Origin of the sequence: Cryobacterium sp. TMB3-10, from assembly GCF_004402305.1 — a bacterium.
Taxonomy (GTDB): domain Bacteria; phylum Actinomycetota; class Actinomycetes; order Actinomycetales; family Microbacteriaceae; genus Cryobacterium; species Cryobacterium zongtaii.
In genome coordinates this window covers 41662-64091 of record NZ_SOGH01000004.1, presented here as the reverse complement: position 1 = coordinate 64091, position 22430 = coordinate 41662, and the positions used below count along the sequence as shown (strand labels likewise).

Here is a 22430-nt window from a genome sequence, read left to right as displayed (position 1 = left end):
GAGCTCCTCCCAGAACCGACGACGAACCTCACGCGGAAACCCAACACGACCACCCATAACCAACACCTCAATCAATCAGGTGTTGCAACGACCCCCTGAACCCAAGGGGTGCAAATGTCCGCAACGGGAACAGTTAAGGCTGGCTTGGAGCGGGGTCGGCAGGCACAGCAGCATCGGTGCCGGCAGCCTGGGCGGGCGCGGCATCGGCCGTGGGCACGCCGACGGTGAGCCGGCGGACGCTGCGGACGGAGAGCGCCGCGAGGCTCGCGACCACGATCACCGCGGCGCAGCCGAGCAGCACCGGCGTGGTGCCCCCGGCATGCGCGAGCGGTCCCACCAGGATCTCCCCCACCGGGATGGCGATGAACGAGCCGACCGCGTCGTAGGAGTACACCCGGGCGAGCTTGTCTTGCGGAATGTTCTGCTGCAGCGACTGGTCCCAGGCCACCCCGAACTGCTCGATGGCCATCCCGCCGATGAGGAAGGCGATGACGAGCAGCGGCACCAACGGCACCAGCGCGAGTCCCACGATGGGCAAGGCCGTCACCGCGACCAGACCCACCCCGATGCCCAGGGCGTGCCGGGGTCGCCAGCGCAGCGCGAGCATCCCGCCGAGAGCGAGGCCCACGGTTTCGGCGGCGATGATCAGGCCCCAGGCAGCGCGGCCGAAGCTCTCGTCGGCCACGAGCGGGCCGAGCACCGCGATCGCTCCCACAAACGCGGCGTTCACGAGGGCGAACTGGGCCACGACCACCCACACCCAGGTGCGGCTGGAGAACTCCTGCCAGCCCTCCCGCAGCTCCCGGAAGACGCTGGCCGGGGGCGCGGCGGCGCCGGTAGCGACGGTGCGCTGCGCGTTGGGCGTGCGAACGAACGCGAAGACGATGCCGGCCAGGGCGAAGGATGCGGCATTCAGCGCGAGTCCCCAGCCGGGCCCGACCGCCGCGATCAGGATCGCACCGAGGCTGGCACCGAGGATCGCGCCGCCGTTGAGGCTCAGCCGCAGCAGAGCGTTGGCCGGGCGCAACTCGGTGACCGGCACGGTCTGCGGCACGATCGCGGCCGAGGCCGGAAAGCTGACGGCGGCCACGGCCCCGTTGAGGATGCTGAGGACCACGAGCAACGGGATGGTGGCCGAGCCCGACAGGACGAGCACGGCCACCACGGCCTGGGTGGCCGCGGCCGCGAGGGAGGTGCCCACGAGCAGCAGGTGCTTGGGCAGCCGGTCGGCGATCACCCCGCCGAACAGCAGCACGGCCACGTTGGCTAGGGAGCGGCTGGCTACGACGATGCCGAGGTCCACCGCGGACCCGGTGAGGTCGAGCACCGCGAAGGCGAGGGCGATCGGGGCGGCGGCGTTGCCCAGGGTGGCGATGGTGCGGGCGGTGAGCAGCCAGCGGAACGGCGCGAAGGCGAACGGACCGGCACCGCCCGGGGCGCGGTCCTGCGCCGTGCGCCCCCGAGTAGCCATGCCGCAAGTCAACCACGCCGGCCCGGCCGGGCCCGTGCGCGTCACGTGTTGCTATTCGCTGAGGCCGAAGCGGGTGTGGATGGGGGCGGTCCAGCGCGGGGCCCACCAGAGGACTCGCTCGAGGGAGGTCATCACGGCGGGCACGAGCACGATCCGCACCAGCGTCGCATCCAGCAGCACCGCCACGGCCAGGGCCGTGCCGATCTGTTTCATCTGCATCAGCTCCCCGGTGGCGAAGCCCGCGAAGACCAGCACGATGATCAGCGCGGCCGAGGTGATGATACGGCCGGAGCTCTGCAGGCCGGTCTCGATGGACAAGCGGGTGCTCTCGCCGCGGTCGTGGTGCTCCTTGATCCGGGCGAGCAGGAACATCTCGTAGTCCATGGCGAGGCCGAACCCGAAGGTGAGCACCAGGGTGAGCACGAGGGCGTCGACGCCGGAGATGGTGACGGGGTCGAAGTTGAGCAGGCCGGACAGGTTGCCCTCCTGGAACCCCCAGACCAGGACGCCGGCGGCCGCGCCCAGGGAGATCGCGCTGATCACCAGGGCGGTGAGCGGGATGATCACCGATCCGGTCATCAGGAACAGCAGCACGAAGGTGGCGAGGGCGATGATCAGCACCGCCCAGGGCGCTCCCCCGGCCAGCGAGTCGAGGTAGTCGACGGCCTGCGCGTCGGCGCCGGCGACCCAGTTGTCGAAGGCCGGCCGGTCGGCGCGGATCAGGCGCACCACGTCGTCGCCCTGGTGGGTGTCGACCTCCACCCTGGACACCCAGTGGCCGTTCTGGTCGACCGGCGGCGCCACATAAGTCACCCCGGGCAGGGTGGCGACCTCGGTCGCCCAGGCGACCGCTGCGGCCTCGTCGGTGTTCGACACCAGCAGCACCCGCGGCGCGGTTGCCAGCGGGAACTCCTCGTTCAGGGTGGTGATGAAGTCGTATTGGGTGGACGAGGGCGGGATGGCGTCGTCGGCGCTGTTGGCGACCGTCATCGACAGCACGGGGCTGCTCAGCAGAAGGAGCACGGCGGTGCCGCCGAGCGCGACGAGCACCGGCGCCCGCTGCACGAGCCGGGCCAGCTTGGAGAAGACGCCTTCCTCCGGCGCGATGTCGCCGAAGCGGGTGAGCCACCGGCCGACTCCGGGGATGCGGGTGAGCACGCCGGGCTGCACCAGCCGTTCGCCGAGGTAGCCGAGCAGCGCCGGCACCATGACCAGCGCGGTGAGGATGGCGATGAGCACCACGCAGATGGCGCCAATGGCGATGGCCCGGATGATCGACGGTTCGAACACGAGCAGCCCCGCGGTGGCGATCGCGAAAGTCAGCCCGGAGTGCAACACGGTGCGTCCGGCCGTGTTGACCGTGGCGCCAACGGCCTGGAGCATCAGTTCGTGACGACTGTGACGGTGGTGCGGGAGGGTGGCCAGCTCCCCGGTTTTCAGCGGCGGCAGGTCCGCGAACGGCTCGCCGTGCGGGCCCGGCGGAGCGCCGGGGCCGCCGCCGCCCACCCGGGCCCGGAACTCCTCCCGGAACCGGCTGACCATCAGCAGGCCGTAGTCGATGGACAGGCCGAGCCCGATCACGGTGATCACGTTCATCACCGTGATGCCGATGTCCGACACGTAGGTGAAGGCGTAGAGCATCCCGAGCGCCCCGATGATCGACGCGATCGCACCGACCAGCGGGATGCCGGCGGCGAGGAAACCGCCGAAGATGATCAGCATCACCAGCAGCGCGATCGGCAGCGCGATCAGTTCGCCCTTCTGCAGGTCTGACTCGGCGACGGCGACGAGGGACTCCACGATCAGGGGCGCTCCGCCGACCTCCACCTGGGCGTTGGGGTCCAGTTGGCCGATCTCGTCGGCGGCCACCTGGAGGCGGCGCTGAACGTAGGTGAGCAGCGGGTCGCTGACGGTTCCGTCTGTGGTGTCCATGGCCACGGTCAGGAGCATCCCCGCGCCGTCGGCGGAGAGCAGTGGCGCGGCCGCCGGGTTGGGGCTTCCGTCGGGCAGCGGTGGGATGACGAGCGGATTGACCACCTGGGCCACCCCGTCGACCTGTTCGAGCCGCAGGGTGGCGGAGTCGAGGATCGCGGCGAGGTCGGGTGAGGCCAGGTCGGTGGGGTGCACAAGCAAGGAGAGTGATTCGGTCTGCTGGTCGGCCGGGCCCTCGATCAGGTCGGTGGCGGTTTGGGCCTCACCGTCCACCGACGGGCCTGCGCTGGACAGCCGTTGGAAGAGACTCTCCCCGGTGACCCCGAGCAGGGCCGTGGCCAGGCAGGCGGCGAGCGCCACCGCCCAGCACAGCAGGGCGATGAGACGGTGGCGGGCGACGCTCACGCCCAGTTTTCGCAACATGGCGGGTCATTCCTCAGCTAGTGGATGCGCACCCGCTCTGCCCGGATGCGCCGGGCCGCCGGCCCTACCGCGGCCAAGCTACTCCCGTCGGGGCGCCCGTGGCGGGTCTGGGCGGGCAACTCACCCGGTTTCGACAGGCTCATCCAGCGGGTGCAGGTTCAACCAGCGGGTGCAAGCTCAACCAGAGGTGCGGGTGCTGGCGCAACCGGCGGTTCGGGTGCAACCGGGCGCAACCGGGCGGACGGGGCTACCCTGGCGCACATGACCGCACTGGCGAAGACCATCCCGCTCGAGCAGTACTTCGCGGGCCGCGATCCGCTCGCGCGGACGCTCTTCGATGCGGTCTCTGCGGCCGTCCTGTCGATCGGTGACGCCGAGGTCCGCGTGACGACGAGCCAGATCGCATTCCGCCGGCAACGCTCCTTCGCGTGGACCTGGCTACCGGGCCAGTACCTCTCCGGCAGCGTGGCCCCGCTCGTGCTCACCGTCGACCTGGACCGGTTCGACACCTCGTCGCGGTGGAAGGAGGTGGTCGAGCCCACGCTCAACCACTTCATGCACCATCTCGAGCTGCACTCCGCGGACGATCTCGAACCCGGCGTGCTCGCCTGCCTGCGCGAGGCCTGGGCTCAGGCCGGCTGAGCGCCGCCGCGTCAACTCCTCTCGCCATGCTCCCCCGTGGCTGCGTGGCTGACGACGACACCCGCCGCTAACCGAATTACCCGGTCGGCTCGGCGAATCACCGCAGGGTCATGGGTGGCGCAGACGACGGCGACGCCCCGGTCGGCCTCGGCGCGGATGGCCAGGTCGATGAGCAGCAGCGCGTCACCGTCGAGCCCGGCGGCAGGTTCGTCGAGCAACAGCACATCCGCCCGTTGGGCAAGCCCCTGGGCCACCAGGGCGCGCTGGCGCTGGCCGCCGGAGAGCTCCCCGAGCGAGCGCCGCTCGAGCCCGGTCAGGCCGAGGGCGCGGATACTGTCGGCGATGATGGCGCGATCCTCGCCGGACAGCGGCCGCCACAGGCCCCGGCGTGCCCACCTCCCCATGCTCACGGTCTCGAGCACGGTCAGCGGCAGCGTGTCGGGGGCCGTGCTCCGCTGCACCACCATCGCGATCCGGCCGGCGCCCACCGCGTGGCGCTCGCCTGCCTGCCAGGGTTGGATTCCGGCCAGGACCCCGAGCAGGCTGGACTTGCCCGACCCGTTCGCGCCGGCCAGAGCGGTCACCCGGCCGGGCTCGATAGCGGCCGACACGCCGTCGAGGGCAACGGTGTGCCCATGAGTCACCCGGATGTTCCGGACGGTGATCCGCGGCGGATTCACGGGGATCTGAGGGGAGGTCCGGGTGGGTTGCATGCACCCATCGTATCAATAATGAGAACCATTATCAGTTAGAGTCGCTGTCATGACCTGGCTCACCGACCCGCTCTCGGCGGATTTCATGTTGCGCGCCCTCCTCGGTGGTGTGCTCGTGGCCGCGATCTGCGCCGTCGTGGGCACCTGGGTGGTCGTGCGGGGCATGGCGTTCCTCGGTGAGGCGATGGCGCACGGCATGCTGCCCGGGGTGGCTCTCGCCTCGCTGCTGGGCCTGCCGGTGATCGCGGGCGCCGCCGTGAGTGCGCTGGTGATGAGCCTGGGTGTCGGCCTGATCACCCGCCGCGGGCGGCTCTCCTCCGACACCAGCATCGGCCTGCTCTTCGTGGGGATGCTCGCCCTCGGTGTGATCATCGTGTCGCATTCGCGCAGTTTCGCGGTGGACCTCACCGCGATCCTGTTCGGCGACGTGCTCGCCATCCAGGCCGGCGACCTGGCCGGGCTGGCCATCGCCCTCGCCGTCACCGTGGTCCTGGCCGCTCTGTTCCACCGTGCCTTCGTGGCGCTGGCCTTCGACCCGCGCCTCGCCCGCACCCTGGGCCTCCGACCGCGGCTGGCCCAGCTGGTGCTGGTCGGCCTGGTCACCCTGGCCGTGGTCGCCTCTTATGGCGCCGTCGGCTCCCTGCTCGTAGTGGGCCTGCTGCTCGCGCCCGCCGTTGCCGCCGGACATTGGCTGCGCCGCATCCCCGCGATCATGCTGCTCGCCACCCTGCTCGGCGCGGCAGCCGTGGTCGTCGGGCTCCTCGTCTCCTGGCATGCCGGCACCGCAGCCGGCGCCACGATCGCCGCCGCATCCGTGGGCCTCGTCGCCGTCTCGGCAGCCGGGCGCCGGCTCGTCAGCCTCGTCCGTGCGCACTCCGCCATCCCTACGGCCGCACGGCCGGCCATCGCCCCCTCCATGCCCGACCAGAAAGTCGCCAGTGCCTCCCAGTAGTTCCCTGACAACCGCTCCCCTGACCACCCGAACCGTCGCATCCGTGCTCGGCGCCGCCGCTTTGCTGGGCATCACCGCCTGCTCCAACCCAGCCGCGAGCCCAGCACCCGCGCCAACTGCAAGCACCGCTCCGCACGGATACGTGGCCGGCGCCGCCGAAATGGCCGAACCGCAGCTGCACCTCGCCACGGTCAACTCCGCCGGCCGCCTCGACCTGCTCGATCTGCTCGACGGCACCTCCACCTCCGTCACCACCCTCGACCAGGTGAGCGGCGTCTCCACCGACGGTCGCTTCGTGTTCGCCGCGGCCGCCGAGCAGGGCGCCGTCACGATCGTCGACAGCGGCGCCTGGACCGTGGACCACGAAGACCACCAGCACTACTACCGGGCCGATCCTGCCGTGGTCGGCACCGTCACCGGCAGCGGCGCCGGCGTCACCTCCGGCGGCGGCACCCTCACCACGGTGCGCTTCGCCGACACCGGCACCGCCGTGATCCTTGACACCGGCGACCTCGGCGACGGCACGATCACCGAGCTCGCCCGAATCGACGTCGAGCCAGGCCCCGGCATGCTGGTGCCGGTGGGCGACCGAGTGATCGCCGGGCGTACGGATGCGCCGGGCAGCGCCACGAACGGCATCGACGCCGTGCAGGTGCTCACTTCGTCCGGCGTCCTGATCGCCGGGGCGACCGCGGACTGCGCCGAGCTCTCCGGAACGATCAGCACTGCCGTCGGGGTGGTGTTCGGCTGTTCCGACGGAGCCCTGCTAGCCACGGCGGACACCGCCAGCGCAGGCGAAGGGGCGGCAGAGTCCACGATCACCTTCGAACGCATCCCGTACCCCGCCGGCGTCGCCGCCACCGACCGGGCCCTCGAGTTCGCCAACCGCGCCGGCCGGCCCACCGTGGCCGCCGTCGCCGGCGACACCGGCGCCTGGCTGCTCGACACCCGGGAGCGCCGCTGGTCGCCATTGGTGACCGACACCCCGTTGCTGCAGGTGTCGGCGGTCGACGACTCCGCCGAACACGTCGTGGCCCTCGCCGAGGACGGCCGGGTGCTCGTTCTCGAGGCCGCGACCGGCAGCACCCTTGCCGCGACCCAGCCGCTGCTGCCGGCTACCCTTGACGCCACCGGTGCCGAGGCGCTGCTCGCCGGCGTCGAACTCACCGTGGACGCCGGCCGGGCCTACCTGAACGCCCCCGCCGACGGGCTGGTCTACGAGATCGACTACGCCGACGGCGCGCGTATCGCCCGCACCTTCCCCATCGACGGCGAACCACGCTTCCTCGCCGAGACGGGCCGGTAGACCGATGCGCTCCATCCGCTCCCTCTCCCTGGCCCTCGCCGTCGCCGTCGGCCTCGGCGCCCTCTCCGGCTGCGCCGCCCCGGCCGGCGACCGGCCGCTCATCGTGGTGACCACCAACATCCTCGGCGACGTCGTCGGGAACATCGTCGGCGACCAGGCCGAGGTTCTCACCCTGATGCGCCCCAACTCCGACCCGCACTCGTTCGAGATCTCCGCACGGGAGGCCGCGCGCATCCTGCGCGCCGACCTCGTGGTGTCCAACGGTCTCGGACTCGAGGAGGGCCTGCAACAGCAGCTCGACGCGGCGGACACGGCGGGGGTGGCGATGCTTGCCGCGGGCACCGTGATCGACCCGCTGCCCTACGCCAGCGGCACCGGCAGCGACACGGCCGACCCGCACTTCTGGACCGATCCGGCCCGCATGGTCGAGGTCGTCGAGGCCGTCACCGCGGCCGTGCGGACCGACGTGGCGGGCGTCGATGCCGCCCTGATCGAGGCGCAGGCCGCGGCCTACACGACCGAGCTGCAGGCCCTCGACGCCGAGATGACCACGGCCTTCGCCGCCATCGGGTCCGAGCGCCGCAACCTGGTCACCAACCACCACGTCTTCGGCTACCTGGCCGACAGGTTCGATTTCACCGTCGTGGGGGCCGTGATCCCGGGCGGCTCCACCCTCGCCGCACCGAGCGCCTCAGACCTGCGGAGCCTCGTCGACGCGATCGACACCGCCGGCGTCGCCACCATCTTCGCCGAGTCCTCCCAGCCCGACCGGCTCGTGCAAGTGCTCGCCGGCGAGGCCGGCCTCAACGTGGCCGTGGTGGAACTGTTTACCGAATCGCTCAGCGAACCGGGCGCGGGCGCCGACAGCTACCTCACCATGATGCGCACCAACACCGAGCGCATCACCACCGGGCTCTCCCCCTGATCGGGCGCCCTCCAACACAGAAAAGAAAACATGAGAACACAGCACCGCAGCACGGCCTTCGCAGCCGTCATCGCCGCCTCGGCCATCCTCCTGTCCGCCTGCGCCTCCACGGATGCCGCCCCGCGCGACTCCGGCTCGGCCACCGACACCACCACGACCGCCGCACAGCCCCGGGTCGCCCTCACCTACGATGGCGGGCTCTACGTGCTCGACGGCGACACCCTGGACCTCGAAGCCGACCTGCCCCTGGCCGGGTTCAACAGACTGAACACCGCCGGGGACGGCCGGCACGTTCTGGTCACCACCGCCGACGGTTTCCGGGTGCTCGACACCGGCACCTGGACCGATTCCTCCGGCGATGCTCAGACCGCGGACCCCGCGCTCACCGACCTGGTCTTCGAGGCTCCGGCCGCCGGGCATGTGGTCAGGCACGGCGACAAGACCATCCTCTACGCCGACGGCACCGGCGACACCACGATCTTCGAGACCACAGCGTTGCTCGAAGCCCCCGACAAACTGCCGGCCACCGAGGTCATTCCCGCCGAAGCCGCGCACCACGGCGTGTCCATCGAGCTTGAAGACGGCACCCTGCTCAGCACGGTCGGCACCTCGGAGGCTCGCACCGGCATCCGCGTGCTGAACGCCGACCGGGAGGAGACCGCCCGCAACGCCGAGTGCCCCTCGGTACACGGCGAAGGCGCGGCCGCGAACGAGGTGGCCGTGTTCGGCTGCAGCGACGGCGTGCTGGTCTACGACGACGGCAAGATCACCAAGATCGCGGCGCCGGACGCCTACGGCCGCACCGGCAATATGTACGTTTCCGAGACCTCCACCATTGCCGTGGGTGACTACAACTCCGACCCCGACTCCGAGGGCTACCTGCTGAGCGAGCTGGTGCTCGTGGACACCGTGGCCAAGACCTCCACGGTGATCGACCTGCCAACCGGCGTGGAATACACCTGGCGGGGCGTTTCCCGCGGCCCGAACGACGAGGCCCTGATCCTGGCCTCGGACGGCTCGCTCTACGTGCTTGACCCCGAGACCGGCGAGCTCGGCGATTCCTTCCCGGTGATCGGTGCCTGGGAGAGCCCTGTCGAGTGGCAGGATGCCCACCCGGCGCTCGTCGTGATCGGCAGCACCGCTTACGTGACCGAACCGGCCACGAACTCGCTGCACGCCGTCGACCTCACCACCGGAAAGGTCGTCACCTCTGTGGAGCTGCCGACCACGCCGAACGAGATCGCGGTCGTCACCGGCTAGCGATCTCGTGGCGGCGGGTCCGCTCAGCCGTTGTAGGCCTGAGCGCAGGACTCGTCGCCGGCGGGTGTTGCTACGAGCTGGCCTCGGGGACGAAACGACTGACGACCTCTGCGCGGCTTTCGTCTTCGCTGGCGAAGACTCCACCGTTCGCGACGATGTCCGGCGTGATCTCCTCGAAAACGATCCGGACGTCGTCGCGACGTGCGCCCAGGGTCAGAACGGCACTGTTTGTGACGTCTTGAACAAAAGCCCGGCGCTGGTTGATGTCGCGGCCCGCGAGTAGTTGAACGGTGATATTGGGCATGTGTGCTCCTTATTGTTGTCGCCCGCTGAATCGGCAGGCAAGTTGGGTTTTTTGGCTCAGGCGATGGTGTTGCTCAGGGTGCCGATGCCGGCGAGGGTGATGTCGACGGTGTCGCCCGGTTGCACGGGGAGGTCGGTGCCGGGGGCTCCGGTGAGCACCACGTCGCCGGGCTCGAGGGTGAGCCACTTCGTCACGTAGACGAGAGTGGCAGCGACCGAGGAGGGTAGGTTGAACGAGCCCGAGTTGGCCACGACGGCTCCGTTGATGACCACCTCGGTGGCGACGTTCTCCGGGTCGGCCAGTTCGGTTTCGATCCACGGGCCGAGCGGGGTGTAGTTCTTGCCGCTCTTGCCCTGAAAGTTGCGCTGGTCGATCGGGCACTGATCCACGTTGGTGACGTCATTGGCCACCGTGTAGCCGAGTACGGCCTCGAAGGCATTCTCGAGAGTGAGGTTCGTGGCCGAGGTGCCGATCACGACGGCGAGCTCGCCCTCGATGTTCACGGTGCCCACGTCGCGCACCGCGTAGATGTCGTCGCCGGAGCCGGCGACGGAGTGCACCGACTTGTGCCAGGCCTGCATGGGCAGGGGGTGGCCCGGCTGGTTGTGGCCGATGCCGACCACCACGCGCGGGTCGACGGATGCGAGGAGCACAGCTTCGTCGGCCGGGATCGAGTCCCCGGTGTAGACCAGGGGCGCGGCGAATGGGCTGGCGATCACGTGCCAGCGGTCACCCAGGGCGACTGCGTGACGGGGGCCGGTGGGAGTGTCAAGCCTGGCGATGCGCATGAGCTGCTTTCCGAAAGAGGAGTGAAAAGACGAACAGGGCGCCGTGCGTGCACACGGCGCCCCTCCTATGGGTGCTGGGTTACTTCGTGGCGAGCGTGGCGCGGGTGCTCTCGCCGATGATGCCGTGTTCCCAACGACCCTCGTTCAGGTCCTTGGCGATGCGACGGTACTTGTCATCGCTCACGTTGTAGACGAAGTAGACGATGACGGCGGCGATGGTGAGAGCGACCGCCGGGTACAGCGTCATCACGGCCTTGATGCCGAGCAGTGTCTCCTCCGACTGGCTGGTGGCCTGGGCGACATAGCCCGAGACGGCCAGCATGCCGGCTCCCACCAGTGCGGCGAGGGACTGCGAGACCTTGCGCGAGAAGCTGAAGGCGGCGTAGGTCATGCCTTCGCGGCGCACGCCGGTGTGCCACTCGCCGTAGTCGATGGTGTCGGAGACGAAGGCCCAGGTGATGCCGTTCGGGATCGACAGTGCGACGTACCCGATGGTGACGAGGATCATGAACGTCCACAGGTTGGTCGGGAGGATGAAGTTCAAACCGTTGGCGACAACCGCGACGGCGAAGCTCACCATGACGGTGCGCTTCTTGCCGAAGCGCACGACCAGCTTGGGGATGAACATGATGCCCACAATGGAGGCACCGATCATGACGAAGTTGAGCACGGCCATCAGGGCGATGTTGCCCAGGTTGAACTCGGCGAAGAAGATCATCATCATGTTGTTCACGTTCATCGAGGAGATGGTGAACAGGCTCATCAGCACGAGACCGAGCAGCGGGCGGTTGGTGAGCACGGCGCGGCCGTAGTCCTTGAGGCTGGTCTTCTCTTTATTGGCTTCCCGGTTCACGACGACGTGTTCCTTGGTGCCCTTGTAGCAGATCCAGAAGCAGATGATGCCGAGCACGGCCATGACGACGGCGGCCCACATGTAGTTCCGGGAGGTCATGCCACCGAGCATCATCATGATCGGGATGAAGGCGATGCCGCAGATCCACTGGGCGCCGAGCGAACCGGCCTGGCGGGAGGTGGCGAGCTGGGCGCGTTCCTTGATGTTGCGGGTCATCACCGAGGCGAGTGAACCGTACGGTCCGTTGGCGAAGGAGAAAGTAGCGCCCCAGATGGCGTAGGAACCGGCGGCGAAGGCGATCTTCCAGCCCATCGCCACGTCGGGCATGGTGAAAGTGACCACGGTCATCACGGCGAGGATGCAGGCGGAGACCATCATGACCGGGCGGAACTTGCCGCGCTTGCCGACCTTGCGGCCGTCGATGAAGAGCGCCGCGACAGTGTCCATCACGGCGTCGAAGAGCTTGACCAGAACAAAGATCAGCGCCACCACTGCCGGGCCGATGCCGGCCGTGTCGATCCAGAACTTGGTCAGGTAGACCTGGCCGAGGTCGAACATGAACCCGTTACCGAGGTCACCGACGCCGTAGGCGACCTTCTCCTTCCCGGTCAGGGTTCCTTCAGCCTCATCGGCTGTGACGACGGGCGCTGCGTCCGGGACGACGTCAATGTTGTCTTGGATACTCATGGGGCGCTATCACTCTTTCCGTTGCAATCAGTGGGTAGTGCGGGCGACGTTGCCGTGAGCGGCAGGCCGGAAGGGTTCCAGGCGCGGCCGCCGGCGTGGCCGGGGCAGCAGGGAGGACGTGGTCAGCCGAAGCTGGTGCGGGCGCCGAGCGCCGGCGAGGTGGGCGTGGATGCGTGCGCGTTCACTGGTTCCTCCTCGTTGAGCTTCAGTGCCAAGAAGCGGATTCCGCTGGGCGGAACGCATGGCCGTGGTACAGACTTAGAGTAAGTGTGCCACGCCCGATCTAAACGGGACTAAAGTCCTATTTTCGCAAAAAGAGTTCCGCTCCCCGGTTAATTACTGGTAGGTTGTTCCGCGAGACGGAACGTCAGGGTCTGCCGCGGCATCCGCCAGCAGATGACCCACACCTCCAGAGGAAATGAGAAAAACAATGCAGTTGCGTCATTCCACCAATCCCGCCCAAATCCGCAGTTTCGATACCGCGGCCCTGCGCGAGAACTACCTCGTCGACGACCTCTTCGCCGATGACGAGTTCCGCGCCACCTACACCCACGAAGATCGCATCGTGCTCGGCGGCGCCCGCCCGGTGACCGGCCCGATCACGCTCGGAAGATACGACGTGCTCCGCACTGACACGTTCTTCGAAAACCGCGAGGCGGGCATCGTCAACGTCGGCGGCGCCGGCACCATCTCGGTCGACGGCATCGCCTACGACCTCGAGCCGGGAGCGTGCCTCTATATCGGGCGCGGAGTGAGGGATGTGGTCTTCGCCAGCGCCGACGGGGCCGCACCGGCCGCGTTCTACCTGTTCTCCGCCACCGCCCACACCGCGTACCCGACCACGCTGGTCGGCAAGGGCCAGGGCACCGTGCGCGAGCTGGGCGACGCCACCACCTCCAACGAGCGCACCATCAACCAGTACATCCACGCCAATGGCGTGCAGAGCTGCCAGGTTGTGATGGGCGTCACGGTGCTGAGCACCGGCAGCATGTGGAACACCATGCCGGCCCACACCCACGACCGTCGCACCGAGTGCTACCTGTACTTCGACCTCGCTCCGGAGCACCGCGTGATCCACCTGATGGGCGAACCGACCGAAAGCCGTCACCTGGTCGTGGCCAACAACGAGGCGATCATCTCCCCGAGCTGGTCACTGCACAGCGGATTCGGCACCGGCAGTTACTCATTCGTCTGGGCGATGGCAGGCGAGAACAAGGCCTTCGACGACATGGACCACGTGCAGCCGGCCGAACTGAGGTAGTCGCTCAGCCGCCGTTCACCTCTGCGCAGGACTCGTCGTCGGCCGTGCGCCCGGTGAGACCGTCCAACGCCACGGGGGTCGGTGTCGGTGTCGCGGGCGGCGCCGCGGCATCCGTTTCGCCGGGGGCCTCTGGGGTCTCGGCCGGCGGTCCGAGGACGAGCGGTTCGTCGGTGGGCGGGGCCGCACCGAGGGTGAACGGCTCGTCGGCGGCGATCTTGGCGAACATCGTGTCGGCGAGGCCCTGCAGCGGAACCACCTTGCCGGGGAAGGCCGGATCCTCCGTGGTGCCCGGATACTGCACGAAGACCAGCCTGTCCAGGTCGATGTCCGCCAACGCCAGCGCCATCGACACCATGGTGTCGGTGTGGGCGAGGCTCGTGGAGAGACTGATATTGCCGGCCGCCGCATTGGCCAGGGCGTACAGCCTGGGCAGATCGGTCAAGGTGCCGTCGCCCCGCACCGTGCGCATGAGCGAGGCCAGGTACAGCTGCTGCGACGAGATACGGGCCAGGTCGCTGCCGTCGCCGACGCCGTAACGGCTGCGCAGGAAGGCCAGGGCGGTATCGCCGGACACGACACTGGTGCCGGCGGGCAGGGAGAGGCCGGCCTTCGGGTCGTCGACGGGTTCGGACAGGCAGATCGGCACGCCGCCGACGGCATCGCTGAGCCGAACCACACCGGCGAATGAGGTCAGTCCCGCATAGGGGATCTCCAGCCCGGTGAGTTCTTCCACGGTGCTGACCACGCAGGGCAGACCGCCGCGGCCCATCGCCTCGTTCACCGGGGCGGCGGCCAGTTCGCCGACCACCGCGCCGGTGGCGCTATCGATACATTCGGGATGCGCCACCACGAGATCTCTGGGGATGCTCACGACCACGGCGGTGCTGTGGTCCGCTGACACGTGCACCAGGATGTTCACGTCGTTGAGGGTGGTCTCCCGCACGCCGTACGTCGCGCCCTGGGCCGAGTCGTTGTCGACACCGACGATGAGCAGGTTGAAACCGTTCTCGTAGCTGCCGATCCCCGGGGCCGGATCGGCGTCGGCGGCGGGTCCGTCGATGTCGATCGAATTGGCGACCACCGCACTGCGGAACTGCCAGAGCGCGAACGCCGTGACGGCCCCGCCGCTGACGAGGAGCACGGCCAGGCCCAGGGCCACCGCGCTCAGCACCCCCGTCACGGCGTGGGACCTCTTCAGTCGTCCATGCCGGGCAATGCCCGTCGTGTGCTGCAGTTCGGTCACCGGTCGGCCCATCCGTTGCACGGCTCGAGACGGAATCTAGCTTGATGCTAGGCCTCTCGCACGGAGCATAGTCTGGCGGGGGAACCGCGGCCAGAGGGTCGACGATGGAGCGAACCGCGGGTGGGTCAGACGGAAACGTCTCCGCGCCAGCCGCCGGCCTGGTTGGCCGGGTTCTCCACGAAGGTCTTGAACTGCTTGAGGTCCTTGCGGATCACGTGGTCGTCGACGCCGAACACGGCACCGACCTTCTCGAGGAAGCCTGCGGCCTCCCAGTCCAGCTGCACGGTGACCCTGGACGTCGTGTCGCTCAGTCGGTGGAAGGTGACCACGCCGGCGTGCTTCTCGTCACCGGAGATGCTCTTCCAGGCGACGCGCTCGTCGGGGTGCTGCTCGGTGATCTCAGCATCGAACTCACGTTCGGCTCCACCGATCTTCACCTTCCAGTGCGTGTGGGTGTCGTCCTGTTGCGTGATGCTCTCGACGAAGTCGAGGAAGTGCGGGAAAGACTCGAACTGGGTCCACTGGTTGTACGCGGTCCGCACGGGAACGTCTACGTCGATTGTCTCGATTACCTGGGTCACGGGATTCATCCTCTATTCCTTGAGCGGGCGCCCCGTCTTACCGATCACGACTCAGTCTCGCCGATCAGGTCTGGCGGACGGGTCACAGCCGGGTGGGCGGACTGGGTAGTGCGATGTGTTCGTCTTACCTATGACGCATTCACGCGCCCATTCGTCACGGCGGCGGCCGAATTCTTAGCCGAATCCGGCCGCCGGAGGCAATTTACGCCTTGCCGACCGGGCGGGTCGAGTCCTTCGCGGTGGGCTTCCGGGGCTTCCGGTCCTCCGCGCTGACCATCCAGATATACTGCTCGAGCTTCAGAATGAAGCCGTTCAGGATATCGGCGCTGGCCGGGTCTTCTTCATCGACAGCCTCGTGAATTTCACGGATGTTGTCGACGGTAGCGGTGAGCAGCGCCGTGACCAGGCCCACGGTTTCGGTGGTGTCGACCTCGCCGGCGGGGAACTTGGGCAGGTGCGTGGTCTTGGTGACGGTTTCCGTGCGGCCGTCGGGCAGGGCGTCGAGGGCGCGCATCCGCTCGGCCAGCTCATCGGTGAAGATTCGGGCGTCGTCGATGATCTCGTCGAGCTGCAGGTGCAGGTCGCGGAAGTTCTTTCCCACGACGCTCCAGTGCGCCTGCTTGCCCTGGACGTGCAGTTCGATCAGGTCGACCAGGACCGACTGCAGGTTGCTGCCGAGTTCTGCGGATGCCTTCATGGAATTCCCTTCGTCACCGGCGGGAATGGATTTCGGCCGAATGGTCGGCCGATGCCCCGCCTGTTCTGAGAGCACACACTAGCAGCGGTCGCCGACAAAACCGCGACTCAGGACACCCTCGGTTCCGGCCTGGGTTTTCGGGGCTTTTGCGGCTACACCTTCGGCGATTCCTGCGAGTGAGCGACGCGGGTGTGGCTTGCGCTGGTGTTTCGGCGTCGGCCAAGATGGAGGCGCCACCAGTGCCAATTTTCTTGGGGTTCGTGCATCGGGTGGCATTTTCTGACTGTGTGCGCACACCGCCCTGCGCTCTGGACCCCAGCATCGGTTGAAAGGCACCACTATGTCCCGCACCACCGCACGCCTGCGCACCGGTTTGCTCATCGCCGCTTTCTCGGTCGGCGCGCTGACCCTCTCCGGGTGCACCGCGATCAGCGACCTGTTTCCCCAGCAAGCGGCACGGGATGCCGAGACTCAGGAGATCAGCGAGGCCGGTGAGGCCGATGTCTTCTCGCTGGCGGTCGGCGACTGCTTCAATGACCAGGACGCCGACGCGGTCGAGAGCGTCACGGCCATTCCGTGTGCGGATGCCCATGACTACGAGGCCTACTTCGCCTTCGACGTGAGCGAGGATGGCGCCTTCCCCGGTGACGAGGCCCTCGCCCAGATCGCGGAGGAACGCTGTGTCGCCGAGTTCGCCACCTTTATCGGCAAGTCCTACGAAGAATCCACCCTGGACTTCAACTACCTCTCCCCCAGCGAGGGCAGCTGGGACAGCGGAGACCGAGAAATTCTCTGCCTCGCCATGGCTGAGAACAAGACCACCGGCTCACTCGCCGGCACCGGCATTTAGCCCCACCCGACCGGGGAACACCGCCGGAGCAGTGCCGCCCACGGCCGGCACATAGAAAACTCTAAGGCGGCGTGCATCGCACATTCAGCCCACAGGGCGTACGGTTACACCTGGAGTTCCCCCACTCCAACGATTGGCCCCGGTGCCAGCTCCCTTTCCCCCAAAGCGTGAGCGGTGCCGGGGCTTTTTTACGCCCGGGCGCTTCCGCCCGCCAGGCAGGGGCTCAGAGCGCGGGGAGAACCGCGGTTTCCGACTCGCTGCAGCGGATGGTGATCTCCCCGGTCGGGTCCAGCCCGGCCGGTGTCGTGAGCACGTGAGTGCGCAGCTTCAGGTCGGCCGTGCAGGCCGGGCCGTCGCCCTGCCCGATCTCGATGCTCAGGGTGCGATTGTCGTCGACGACCATCGACACCGGGCAGCTGGGGCAGCTCGAGCTGCCACTCAGGACGATCGCGAACTGGTCGCCGCCATCGAGCCAACCCGCGGTGGGGAACGGTTCCAGCAGGTTGGCCTCCTCATCTACCGGCGCGGGCGTCGTGATCGCCTCGTCGGGCAGCATCCCGTCGTACGCGGACGCGGCGATCGAACGGCCTGCACGGCCCGGCCGGGGCAATCCATCAGGAGTTATGCCCGATGCCGGGCCGGCGTCGGGTGAACGGTCAGGACGAGGCCGGGCCGCGCAAACCGGCCGGTGTCGGCCGGATGCAGGCCGGGCGTTAGGGGTTCGTTAGGAAACCGTGGGGCGGCACGGCACGGGTGTTTACTCGGTTCGTGCTCGTGCGGAGCACGGATGCCGACCGGTACACCGGCGGCCTACGGATGGAGAGAATCGCATGCTCGACCTTGTCTACGTGCTCGGCGTGATCGCCGTGTTCGCACTGATCGGCCTTGTGGCCTGGGGGGTGGCGAAACTGTGATCGTGTTCGACATCGTGGCCGCCGTACTCGCTGTGGGCGCCATCGGCTACCTGGTCTTCGCCCTCGTGAAACCGGAGCGGTTCTAATGGCTCTCTGGCTGGGCATCCTGCAGGCCCTCACCCTCGTGGCCGTTCTCGTGGTGCTGCACCGCCCGCTCGGCGACTACATGGCCACCATCTACACCTCACACAAGGATCTCGCCGTCGAGCGCGGTTTCTACCGGCTGATCGGGGTGGATGCGCGCGGCCAGCAGACCTGGTCGGCGTACCTGCGCGGAGTGCTCGCGTTCTCGCTGGTGGGAATGCTGTTCGTCTACGCGCTCCAGCGCGCCCAGGCCGTGCTGCCCTATTCGCTGGGCTTCGACGCGGTGCCGGAAGGCCTCTCGTTCAACACCGCGGTGTCGTTCGTGACCAACACCAACTGGCAGTCCTACTCCCCCGACGTCACCCTGGGCTACACCGTGCAGCTGGCCGGCCTGGCGGTGCAGAACTTCGTCTCCTCCGCCGTGGGCCTGGCCGTGGCGATCGCCCTGGTGCGGGGCCTGATGCTGCGCCGCTCGGGCACCATCGGCAACTTCTGGGTGGACCTCACCCGCGGGGTGCTGCGGCTGCTGCTGCCGCTGGCGGTGATCGGCGCAATCGTGCTGCTTTTCGGCGGCGTCATCCAGAACCTCACCGGATTCACCGATGTCACGACACTGACCGGGGCCACCCAGTCGATCCCCGGCGGCCCGGTGGCCTCCCAGGAGGCGATCAAGGAGCTCGGCACCAACGGCGGTGGCTTCTTCAACGCCAACTCGGCGCATCCGTTCGAGAACCCGAACGGCTTCACCAACCTGTTCGAGATCGTGCTGATGCTCGCCATCCCGTTCAGCCTGCCGCGCACCTTCGGCACCATGGTGGGCGACAAGAAGCAGGGCTACACCATCCTGGCCACCATGGCCACGATCTTCGTGGTCTCGCTCACCGCCCTCACCCTGTTCGAACTGAACGGCGCCGGCACCGCCCCCGGGCTGGCCGGGGGTGCGATGGAGGGCAAGGAGACCCGATTCGGCATTCTCGGTTCCACCCTGTTCGCCACCTCGACGACCCTCACCTCCACGGGTGCGGTCAACTCGATGCACGACTCATACACGGCGCTCGGCGGCATGATGCCGATGCTCAACATGATGCTCGGCGAGGTCGCCCCCGGCGGCACCGGCTCCGGCCTCTACGGCATGCTCATCCTCGCCGTGATCGCGGTGTTCGTGGCCGGCCTGCTCGTGGGGCGCACCCCGGAGTACCTGGGCAAGAAGATCGGCCCGCGGGAGATCAAACTGGCCAGCCTGTACATCCTGATCACGCCGACCCTGGTACTCGCCGGCACCGCGCTGTCCTTTGCGATCCCCGCCGTGCGAGCGGATGTGGAGGCCACGTCGATCTGGAATCCCGGCCTGCACGGGCTCTCCGAGGTGCTCTACGCCTTCACCTCTGCGGCCAATAACAACGGCTCCGCGTTCGCCGGCCTCACCGCGAACACGCCCTGGTTCAACACCGCGCTGGGCGTGGCCATGCTGCTCGGCCGGTTCCTGCCGATGGTGTTCGTGCTGGCCCTGGCCGGCTCGTTCGCCGCGCAGGATCGGGTGCCGGCCACCGCGGGCACCCTGCCCACCAACCGGCCCCTGTTCGTGGGCCTGCTCCTCGGCGTGACGATCATCATCACCGCTCTCACCTATTTCCCCGTACTCGCGCTGGGTCCCCTGGCGGAAGGGCTGCAGTAAGCCATGACCACTCTCATAGACACCCCCACTCAGCCGTCGCACAAGCCGGCACCGAAGAAGGCGATCAGCTCCGGCCAGCTCGTGGCCGCGCTGCCCGGCGCGGTGCGAAAGCTCGATCCGCGCCTGATGTGGCGGAACCCGGTGATGTTCATCGTCGAGATCGGCGCGGTGCTCACCACCGTTCTCGCGGTGGCCGAACCGTTCCTCGGCGGCCCGGGCGACTCCGGCGGCTCCGCCGTGCCCGGTTCGTTCACCGTGGGCATCGCCTTCTGGCTCTGGCTCACCGTGATCTTCGCCAACCTGGCCGAGTCCGTGGCCGAGGGCCGCGGCAAGGCCCAGGCCGACAGTCTGCGGCAGACCCGCACCAGCACAAACGCCACCCAGGTGCTCGACTACCAGCCCGACACCAACCCCGGCGCCGAGGGTGCCAGGGTGCAGACGGTCTCCTCGGCCGACCTCGGCCTCGGCGACACCGTAATCGTCACCGCGGGTGAACTCGTGCCCGGCGACGGCGACATCGTCTGGGGCATCGCCTCCATCGACGAATCCGCGATCACCGGCGAATCCGCCCCCGTGGTGCGGGAATCCGGCGGCGACCGCAGCGCCGTCACCGGCGGCACCCGAGTGCTCTCCGACCGGATCGTGGTGCGCATCACCAGCAAGCCCGGCGAGACCTTCGTCGACCGCATGATCGCCCTCGTCGAGGGTGCGGCCCGGCAGAAGACCCCCAACGAGATGGCGCTGAACATCCTGCTGGCCAGTCTGTCCATCGTGTTCCTGGTCGTGGTGCTCACCCTCAATCCGATCGCGAGCTACTCCGCCGCCACCGTGAGCCTGCCCGTGCTCATCGCCCTGCTGGTCTGCCTGATTCCCACCACCATCGGCGCCCTGCTCTCGGCGATCGGCATCGCCGGCATGGACCGGCTCGTGCAGCGGAACGTCCTGGCCATGTCGGGCCGGGCCGTCGAAGCGGCCGGCGACGTCACCATCCTGCTGCTCGACAAGACCGGCACCATCACCTACGGCAACCGGCAGGCCCGCGAGTTCGCGCCGTTGACCGGCGTGACCGAGGCCGAGCTGGTGCGGGCCGCCGCGCTCTCCTCGCTGAGCGACCCCACCCCGGAGGGCAAGTCGATCGTGGACCTCGCCGCCGAACGGGGCTTCCACCGGCCGGAGAGCCTGGCCGGCGACATCGTGCCGTTCACCGCGCAGACCCGCATGAGCGGCATCGACCTCGCTGTCATCGGCGCCGGCGACGGCGCTGGTGGCGGGCAGATCCGTAAGGGCGCCGGCTCCGCCGTGCTGGCCTGGGTGGGCGAGGCCGGCCCGGTGCCGGAGAACGTGAGAGCCGAGCTGACCCTCGAGGTGGAGCGCATTTCCCGGCTGGGCGGCACCCCGCTCGTGGTCGCCACCGGCGCATCAGAAACCGCCGCAGTGTCCGGCGAGCGCACCGTGCTCGGCGTGATCTACCTCAAGGACATCGTCAAGGAGGGCATCAAGGAGCGCTTCGCGGAGCTTCGCTCGATGGGCATCCGCACCGTCATGGTCACCGGCGACAACGCCCTCACCGCCACCACCATCGCGGCCGAGGCCGGCGTCGACGACTTCCTCGCCGAGGCCACCCCGGAGGACAAGCTCGCCCTGATCCGCCGGGAGCAGGAGGGCGGCAACCTCGTGGCGATGACCGGCGACGGCACCAACGACGCGCCCGCGCTGGCTCAGGCCGACGTGGGGGTGGCGATGAACACCGGCACCTCCGCCGCGAAGGAGGCCGGCAACATGGTCGACCTCGACTCTGACCCCACCAAACTGATCGACATCGTGCGGATCGGCAAGCAGTTGCTGATCACCCGCGGGGCGCTGACCACCTTCTCGATCGCCAACGACCTCGCCAAGTACTTCGCGATCATCCCGGCCATGTTCACCGGGGTGTTCCCGGGCCTGGCTGTGCTCAACATCATGCAGCTGAGTTCACCGGCCTCGGCGATCCTGTCGGCGATCATCTTCAACGCGATCATCATCGTCGTGCTGATCCCGCTGGCGCTCCGCGGCGTGACGTACCGGGCGGCGAGCGCGTCGAGCGTTCTCGGCCGCAACCTGCTGATCTACGGACTCGGCGGTGTGATCGCCCCGTTCGTGGGCATCAAGCTGATCGACCTCGTCGTGTCGCTGCTGCCGGGTTTCTGATCACCATGCTCCTGTTCTCATTGCCATACCAACCGAAACGGATCACCTCATGAGCGCCTCCCGCCCCCGCACCGGCCCCCTGGCCCGGCCCTACTGGGTGGCCCTGCGGGCCATGCTCGTCTTCACGGTCGTGCTCGGCGTGGCCTACCCGCTGAGCATCACCCTGGTCGGCCGGCTGGGCGTGCCCGGGCAGGCCAACGGCTCGCTCGTCTCGGCCGGCGACGGGTCACCCGTGGTCGGCTCCAGCCTGATCGGGCAGTCCTTCACGGATGCCGACGGCGCGGCCCTGCCCGAGTGGTTCCAGTCCCGCCCGTCCGCGGCCGGAGACGGCTACGACGCGAGCGCCTCCAGCGGCAGCAACTGGGGGCCGGAGAACCCCGACCTGATCCAGGCGATCGGCGACCGGCAGGCCGCCATCGAAGACCTCGACGGGGTGCCGGCCGACGAGATCCCCGCGGATGCCGTCACCGCGTCCGCGTCCGGCCTGGACCCGCACATCAGCCCGGCCTACGCCCTGCTGCAGGTGCCCAGGGTCGCGGCGGCCCGCGACCTGCCGGAGGCCGAGGTGCGCGCCCTGGTCGAAGCCGTCGAACAGGGCCGTGACCTCGGCTATCTCGGCGAACCGACCGTGAATGTGCTCAACTTGAACCTCGAGCTCGCAACGCTCGATTCCGGTAGGTGA

21 protein-coding genes are annotated in these 22430 nt (G+C 68.5%); 11 read left to right on the top strand and 10 right to left on the bottom strand.

The annotated features are described in order from the left end of the window. Window positions 1-133 precede the first annotated feature (133 nt). Both E3T22_RS01950 and E3T22_RS01945 read right to left on the bottom strand, forming a co-directional pair. Window positions 134-1471, bottom strand: coding sequence for an MFS transporter (locus E3T22_RS01950; protein ID WP_134480960.1), 1338 nt, complete (start codon window positions 1469-1471; stop codon window positions 134-136). 51 nt (window positions 1472-1522) lie between these two features. After that, window positions 1523-3826: an MMPL family transporter gene (locus E3T22_RS01945; protein WP_134480961.1), complete on the bottom strand. Its 2304-nt coding sequence runs from the start codon at window positions 3824-3826 to the stop codon at window positions 1523-1525. Window positions 3827-4087: 261 nt separating this feature from the next. Between E3T22_RS01945 and E3T22_RS01940 the strand changes: the two genes are divergently transcribed. Continuing rightward, the gene (locus tag E3T22_RS01940; RefSeq protein WP_088457692.1) at window positions 4088-4468 is read left to right on the top strand and encodes a DUF5655 domain-containing protein; all 381 of its coding nucleotides are present in this window, start codon (window positions 4088-4090) and stop codon (window positions 4466-4468) included. Between the two features lie 11 nt (window positions 4469-4479). Here the strand turns inward: E3T22_RS01940 and aztA are convergent, their stop codons facing one another. Further along, the gene (gene aztA / locus E3T22_RS01935; RefSeq protein ID WP_134408599.1) at window positions 4480-5181 is read right to left on the bottom strand and encodes a zinc ABC transporter ATP-binding protein AztA; all 702 of its coding nucleotides are present in this window, start codon (window positions 5179-5181) and stop codon (window positions 4480-4482) included. Window positions 5182-5230: 49 nt separating this feature from the next. Between aztA and aztB the strand changes: the two genes are divergently transcribed. From aztB to aztD, 4 genes are read left to right on the top strand one after another with little or no spacing between them, the layout of a single operon-like run. Next, complete coding sequence (gene aztB / locus E3T22_RS01930) at window positions 5231-6133, top strand: zinc ABC transporter permease AztB (RefSeq protein ID WP_134480962.1); 903 nt, start codon at window positions 5231-5233, stop codon at window positions 6131-6133. After that, complete coding sequence (locus E3T22_RS01925; RefSeq protein WP_134480963.1) at window positions 6120-7439, top strand: ABC transporter; 1320 nt, start codon at window positions 6120-6122, stop codon at window positions 7437-7439. Before aztB ends, E3T22_RS01925 begins: the two co-directional genes overlap by 14 nt. A gap of 4 nt (window positions 7440-7443) precedes the next feature. Beyond that, the gene (gene aztC, locus E3T22_RS01920; protein WP_134408602.1) at window positions 7444-8364 is read left to right on the top strand and encodes a zinc ABC transporter substrate-binding protein AztC; all 921 of its coding nucleotides are present in this window, start codon (window positions 7444-7446) and stop codon (window positions 8362-8364) included. A gap of 30 nt (window positions 8365-8394) precedes the next feature. Further along, on the top strand, window positions 8395-9624 hold the full coding sequence (gene aztD, locus E3T22_RS01915) for a zinc metallochaperone AztD (RefSeq protein WP_134480964.1): 1230 nt from the start codon (window positions 8395-8397) through the stop codon (window positions 9622-9624). 70 nt (window positions 9625-9694) lie between these two features. Here the strand turns inward: aztD and E3T22_RS01910 are convergent, their stop codons facing one another. The 3 genes from E3T22_RS01910 to E3T22_RS01900 form a co-directional block, all read right to left on the bottom strand. Further along, a complete protein-coding gene (locus tag E3T22_RS01910) occupies window positions 9695-9928 on the bottom strand; it encodes a tautomerase family protein (RefSeq protein ID WP_103460201.1) in 234 nt (77 codons plus the stop codon). Window positions 9929-9984: 56 nt separating this feature from the next. Continuing rightward, entirely contained in the window at window positions 9985-10716 is a 732-nt protein-coding gene (locus E3T22_RS01905; RefSeq protein WP_088457699.1) for a fumarylacetoacetate hydrolase family protein, read from the bottom strand. 79 nt (window positions 10717-10795) lie between these two features. After that, a complete protein-coding gene (locus E3T22_RS01900; RefSeq protein ID WP_088457700.1) occupies window positions 10796-12256 on the bottom strand; it encodes a glycoside-pentoside-hexuronide (GPH):cation symporter in 1461 nt (486 codons plus the stop codon). Window positions 12257-12686: 430 nt separating this feature from the next. On the opposite strand from E3T22_RS01900, the gene kduI reads away from it, so the two are divergent. After that, window positions 12687-13517, top strand: coding sequence for a 5-dehydro-4-deoxy-D-glucuronate isomerase (gene kduI / locus E3T22_RS01895; RefSeq protein ID WP_088457701.1), 831 nt, complete (start codon window positions 12687-12689; stop codon window positions 13515-13517). Window positions 13518-13521: 4 nt separating this feature from the next. Here kduI and E3T22_RS01890 read toward each other — a convergent pair whose 3' ends face one another. From E3T22_RS01890 to E3T22_RS01880, 3 genes are all read right to left on the bottom strand, one after another. Then, on the bottom strand, window positions 13522-14760 hold the full coding sequence (locus tag E3T22_RS01890; RefSeq protein ID WP_240632305.1) for an LCP family protein: 1239 nt from the start codon (window positions 14758-14760) through the stop codon (window positions 13522-13524). 125 nt (window positions 14761-14885) lie between these two features. Beyond that, window positions 14886-15341, bottom strand: coding sequence for an SRPBCC family protein (locus E3T22_RS01885; RefSeq protein ID WP_088458170.1), 456 nt, complete (start codon window positions 15339-15341; stop codon window positions 14886-14888). A 202-nt stretch (window positions 15342-15543) separates the two neighbouring features. Then, window positions 15544-16038: a Dps family protein gene (locus tag E3T22_RS01880; RefSeq protein ID WP_088457703.1), complete on the bottom strand. Its 495-nt coding sequence runs from the start codon at window positions 16036-16038 to the stop codon at window positions 15544-15546. A gap of 340 nt (window positions 16039-16378) precedes the next feature. On the opposite strand from E3T22_RS01880, the gene E3T22_RS01875 reads away from it, so the two are divergent. Then, window positions 16379-16888: a septum formation family protein gene (locus E3T22_RS01875; RefSeq protein ID WP_088457704.1), complete on the top strand. Its 510-nt coding sequence runs from the start codon at window positions 16379-16381 to the stop codon at window positions 16886-16888. A gap of 223 nt (window positions 16889-17111) precedes the next feature. Here the strand turns inward: E3T22_RS01875 and E3T22_RS01870 are convergent, their stop codons facing one another. After that, window positions 17112-17498: a hypothetical protein gene (locus E3T22_RS01870; RefSeq protein WP_134480965.1), complete on the bottom strand. Its 387-nt coding sequence runs from the start codon at window positions 17496-17498 to the stop codon at window positions 17112-17114. A 300-nt stretch (window positions 17499-17798) separates the two neighbouring features. Between E3T22_RS01870 and kdpF the strand changes: the two genes are divergently transcribed. Genes kdpF through kdpC form a run of 4 tightly spaced genes read left to right on the top strand, consistent with a single transcriptional unit; the run spans window position 17799 to window position 22430 of the window. Beyond that, window positions 17799-17888, top strand: coding sequence for a K(+)-transporting ATPase subunit F (kdpF, locus tag E3T22_RS01860; RefSeq protein WP_103430925.1), 90 nt, complete (start codon window positions 17799-17801; stop codon window positions 17886-17888). Continuing rightward, window positions 17888-19561 (top strand): potassium-transporting ATPase subunit KdpA, encoded by a 1674-nt coding sequence (gene kdpA, locus E3T22_RS01855; protein ID WP_134480966.1) that lies wholly within the window; start codon window positions 17888-17890, stop codon window positions 19559-19561. The genes kdpF and kdpA overlap by 1 nt, the downstream gene beginning before the upstream one ends. 3 nt (window positions 19562-19564) lie before the next feature. Continuing rightward, window positions 19565-21748 (top strand): potassium-transporting ATPase subunit KdpB, encoded by a 2184-nt coding sequence (kdpB, locus tag E3T22_RS01850; protein ID WP_134480967.1) that lies wholly within the window; start codon window positions 19565-19567, stop codon window positions 21746-21748. A gap of 49 nt (window positions 21749-21797) precedes the next feature. Next, window positions 21798-22430 carry a potassium-transporting ATPase subunit KdpC gene (gene kdpC, locus E3T22_RS01845; RefSeq protein ID WP_134480968.1) on the top strand — a complete coding sequence of 211 codons (633 nt, stop codon included), beginning with the start codon at window positions 21798-21800 and terminating at the stop codon, window positions 22428-22430.

What these genes read in the sequence shown, in the direction of transcription:
- E3T22_RS01950 (WP_134480960.1), bottom strand. Translation starts at nt 1,471, where the DNA reads ATGGCTACTCGGGGGCGCACGGCGCAGGACCGCGCCCCGGGCGGTGCC.
- E3T22_RS01945 (WP_134480961.1), bottom strand. Translation starts at nt 3,826, where the DNA reads ATGTTGCGAAAACTGGGCGTGAGCGTCGCCCGCCACCGTCTCATCGCC.
- E3T22_RS01940 (WP_088457692.1), top strand. Translation starts at nt 4,088, where the DNA reads ATGACCGCACTGGCGAAGACCATCCCGCTCGAGCAGTACTTCGCGGGC.
- aztA (WP_134408599.1), bottom strand. Translation starts at nt 5,181, where the DNA reads ATGCAACCCACCCGGACCTCCCCTCAGATCCCCGTGAATCCGCCGCGG.
- aztB (WP_134480962.1), top strand. Translation starts at nt 5,231, where the DNA reads ATGACCTGGCTCACCGACCCGCTCTCGGCGGATTTCATGTTGCGCGCC.
- aztC (WP_134408602.1), top strand. Translation starts at nt 7,444, where the DNA reads ATGCGCTCCATCCGCTCCCTCTCCCTGGCCCTCGCCGTCGCCGTCGGC.
- aztD (WP_134480964.1), top strand. Translation starts at nt 8,395, where the DNA reads ATGAGAACACAGCACCGCAGCACGGCCTTCGCAGCCGTCATCGCCGCC.
- E3T22_RS01910 (WP_103460201.1), bottom strand. Translation starts at nt 9,928, where the DNA reads ATGCCCAATATCACCGTTCAACTACTCGCGGGCCGCGACATCAACCAG.
- E3T22_RS01905 (WP_088457699.1), bottom strand. Translation starts at nt 10,716, where the DNA reads ATGCGCATCGCCAGGCTTGACACTCCCACCGGCCCCCGTCACGCAGTC.
- E3T22_RS01900 (WP_088457700.1), bottom strand. Translation starts at nt 12,256, where the DNA reads ATGAGTATCCAAGACAACATTGACGTCGTCCCGGACGCAGCGCCCGTC.
- kduI (WP_088457701.1), top strand. Translation starts at nt 12,687, where the DNA reads ATGCAGTTGCGTCATTCCACCAATCCCGCCCAAATCCGCAGTTTCGAT.
- E3T22_RS01880 (WP_088457703.1), bottom strand. Translation starts at nt 16,038, where the DNA reads ATGAAGGCATCCGCAGAACTCGGCAGCAACCTGCAGTCGGTCCTGGTC.
- E3T22_RS01875 (WP_088457704.1), top strand. Translation starts at nt 16,379, where the DNA reads ATGTCCCGCACCACCGCACGCCTGCGCACCGGTTTGCTCATCGCCGCT.
- kdpA (WP_134480966.1), top strand. Translation starts at nt 17,888, where the DNA reads ATGGCTCTCTGGCTGGGCATCCTGCAGGCCCTCACCCTCGTGGCCGTT.
- kdpB (WP_134480967.1), top strand. Translation starts at nt 19,565, where the DNA reads ATGACCACTCTCATAGACACCCCCACTCAGCCGTCGCACAAGCCGGCA.
- kdpC (WP_134480968.1), top strand. Translation starts at nt 21,798, where the DNA reads ATGAGCGCCTCCCGCCCCCGCACCGGCCCCCTGGCCCGGCCCTACTGG.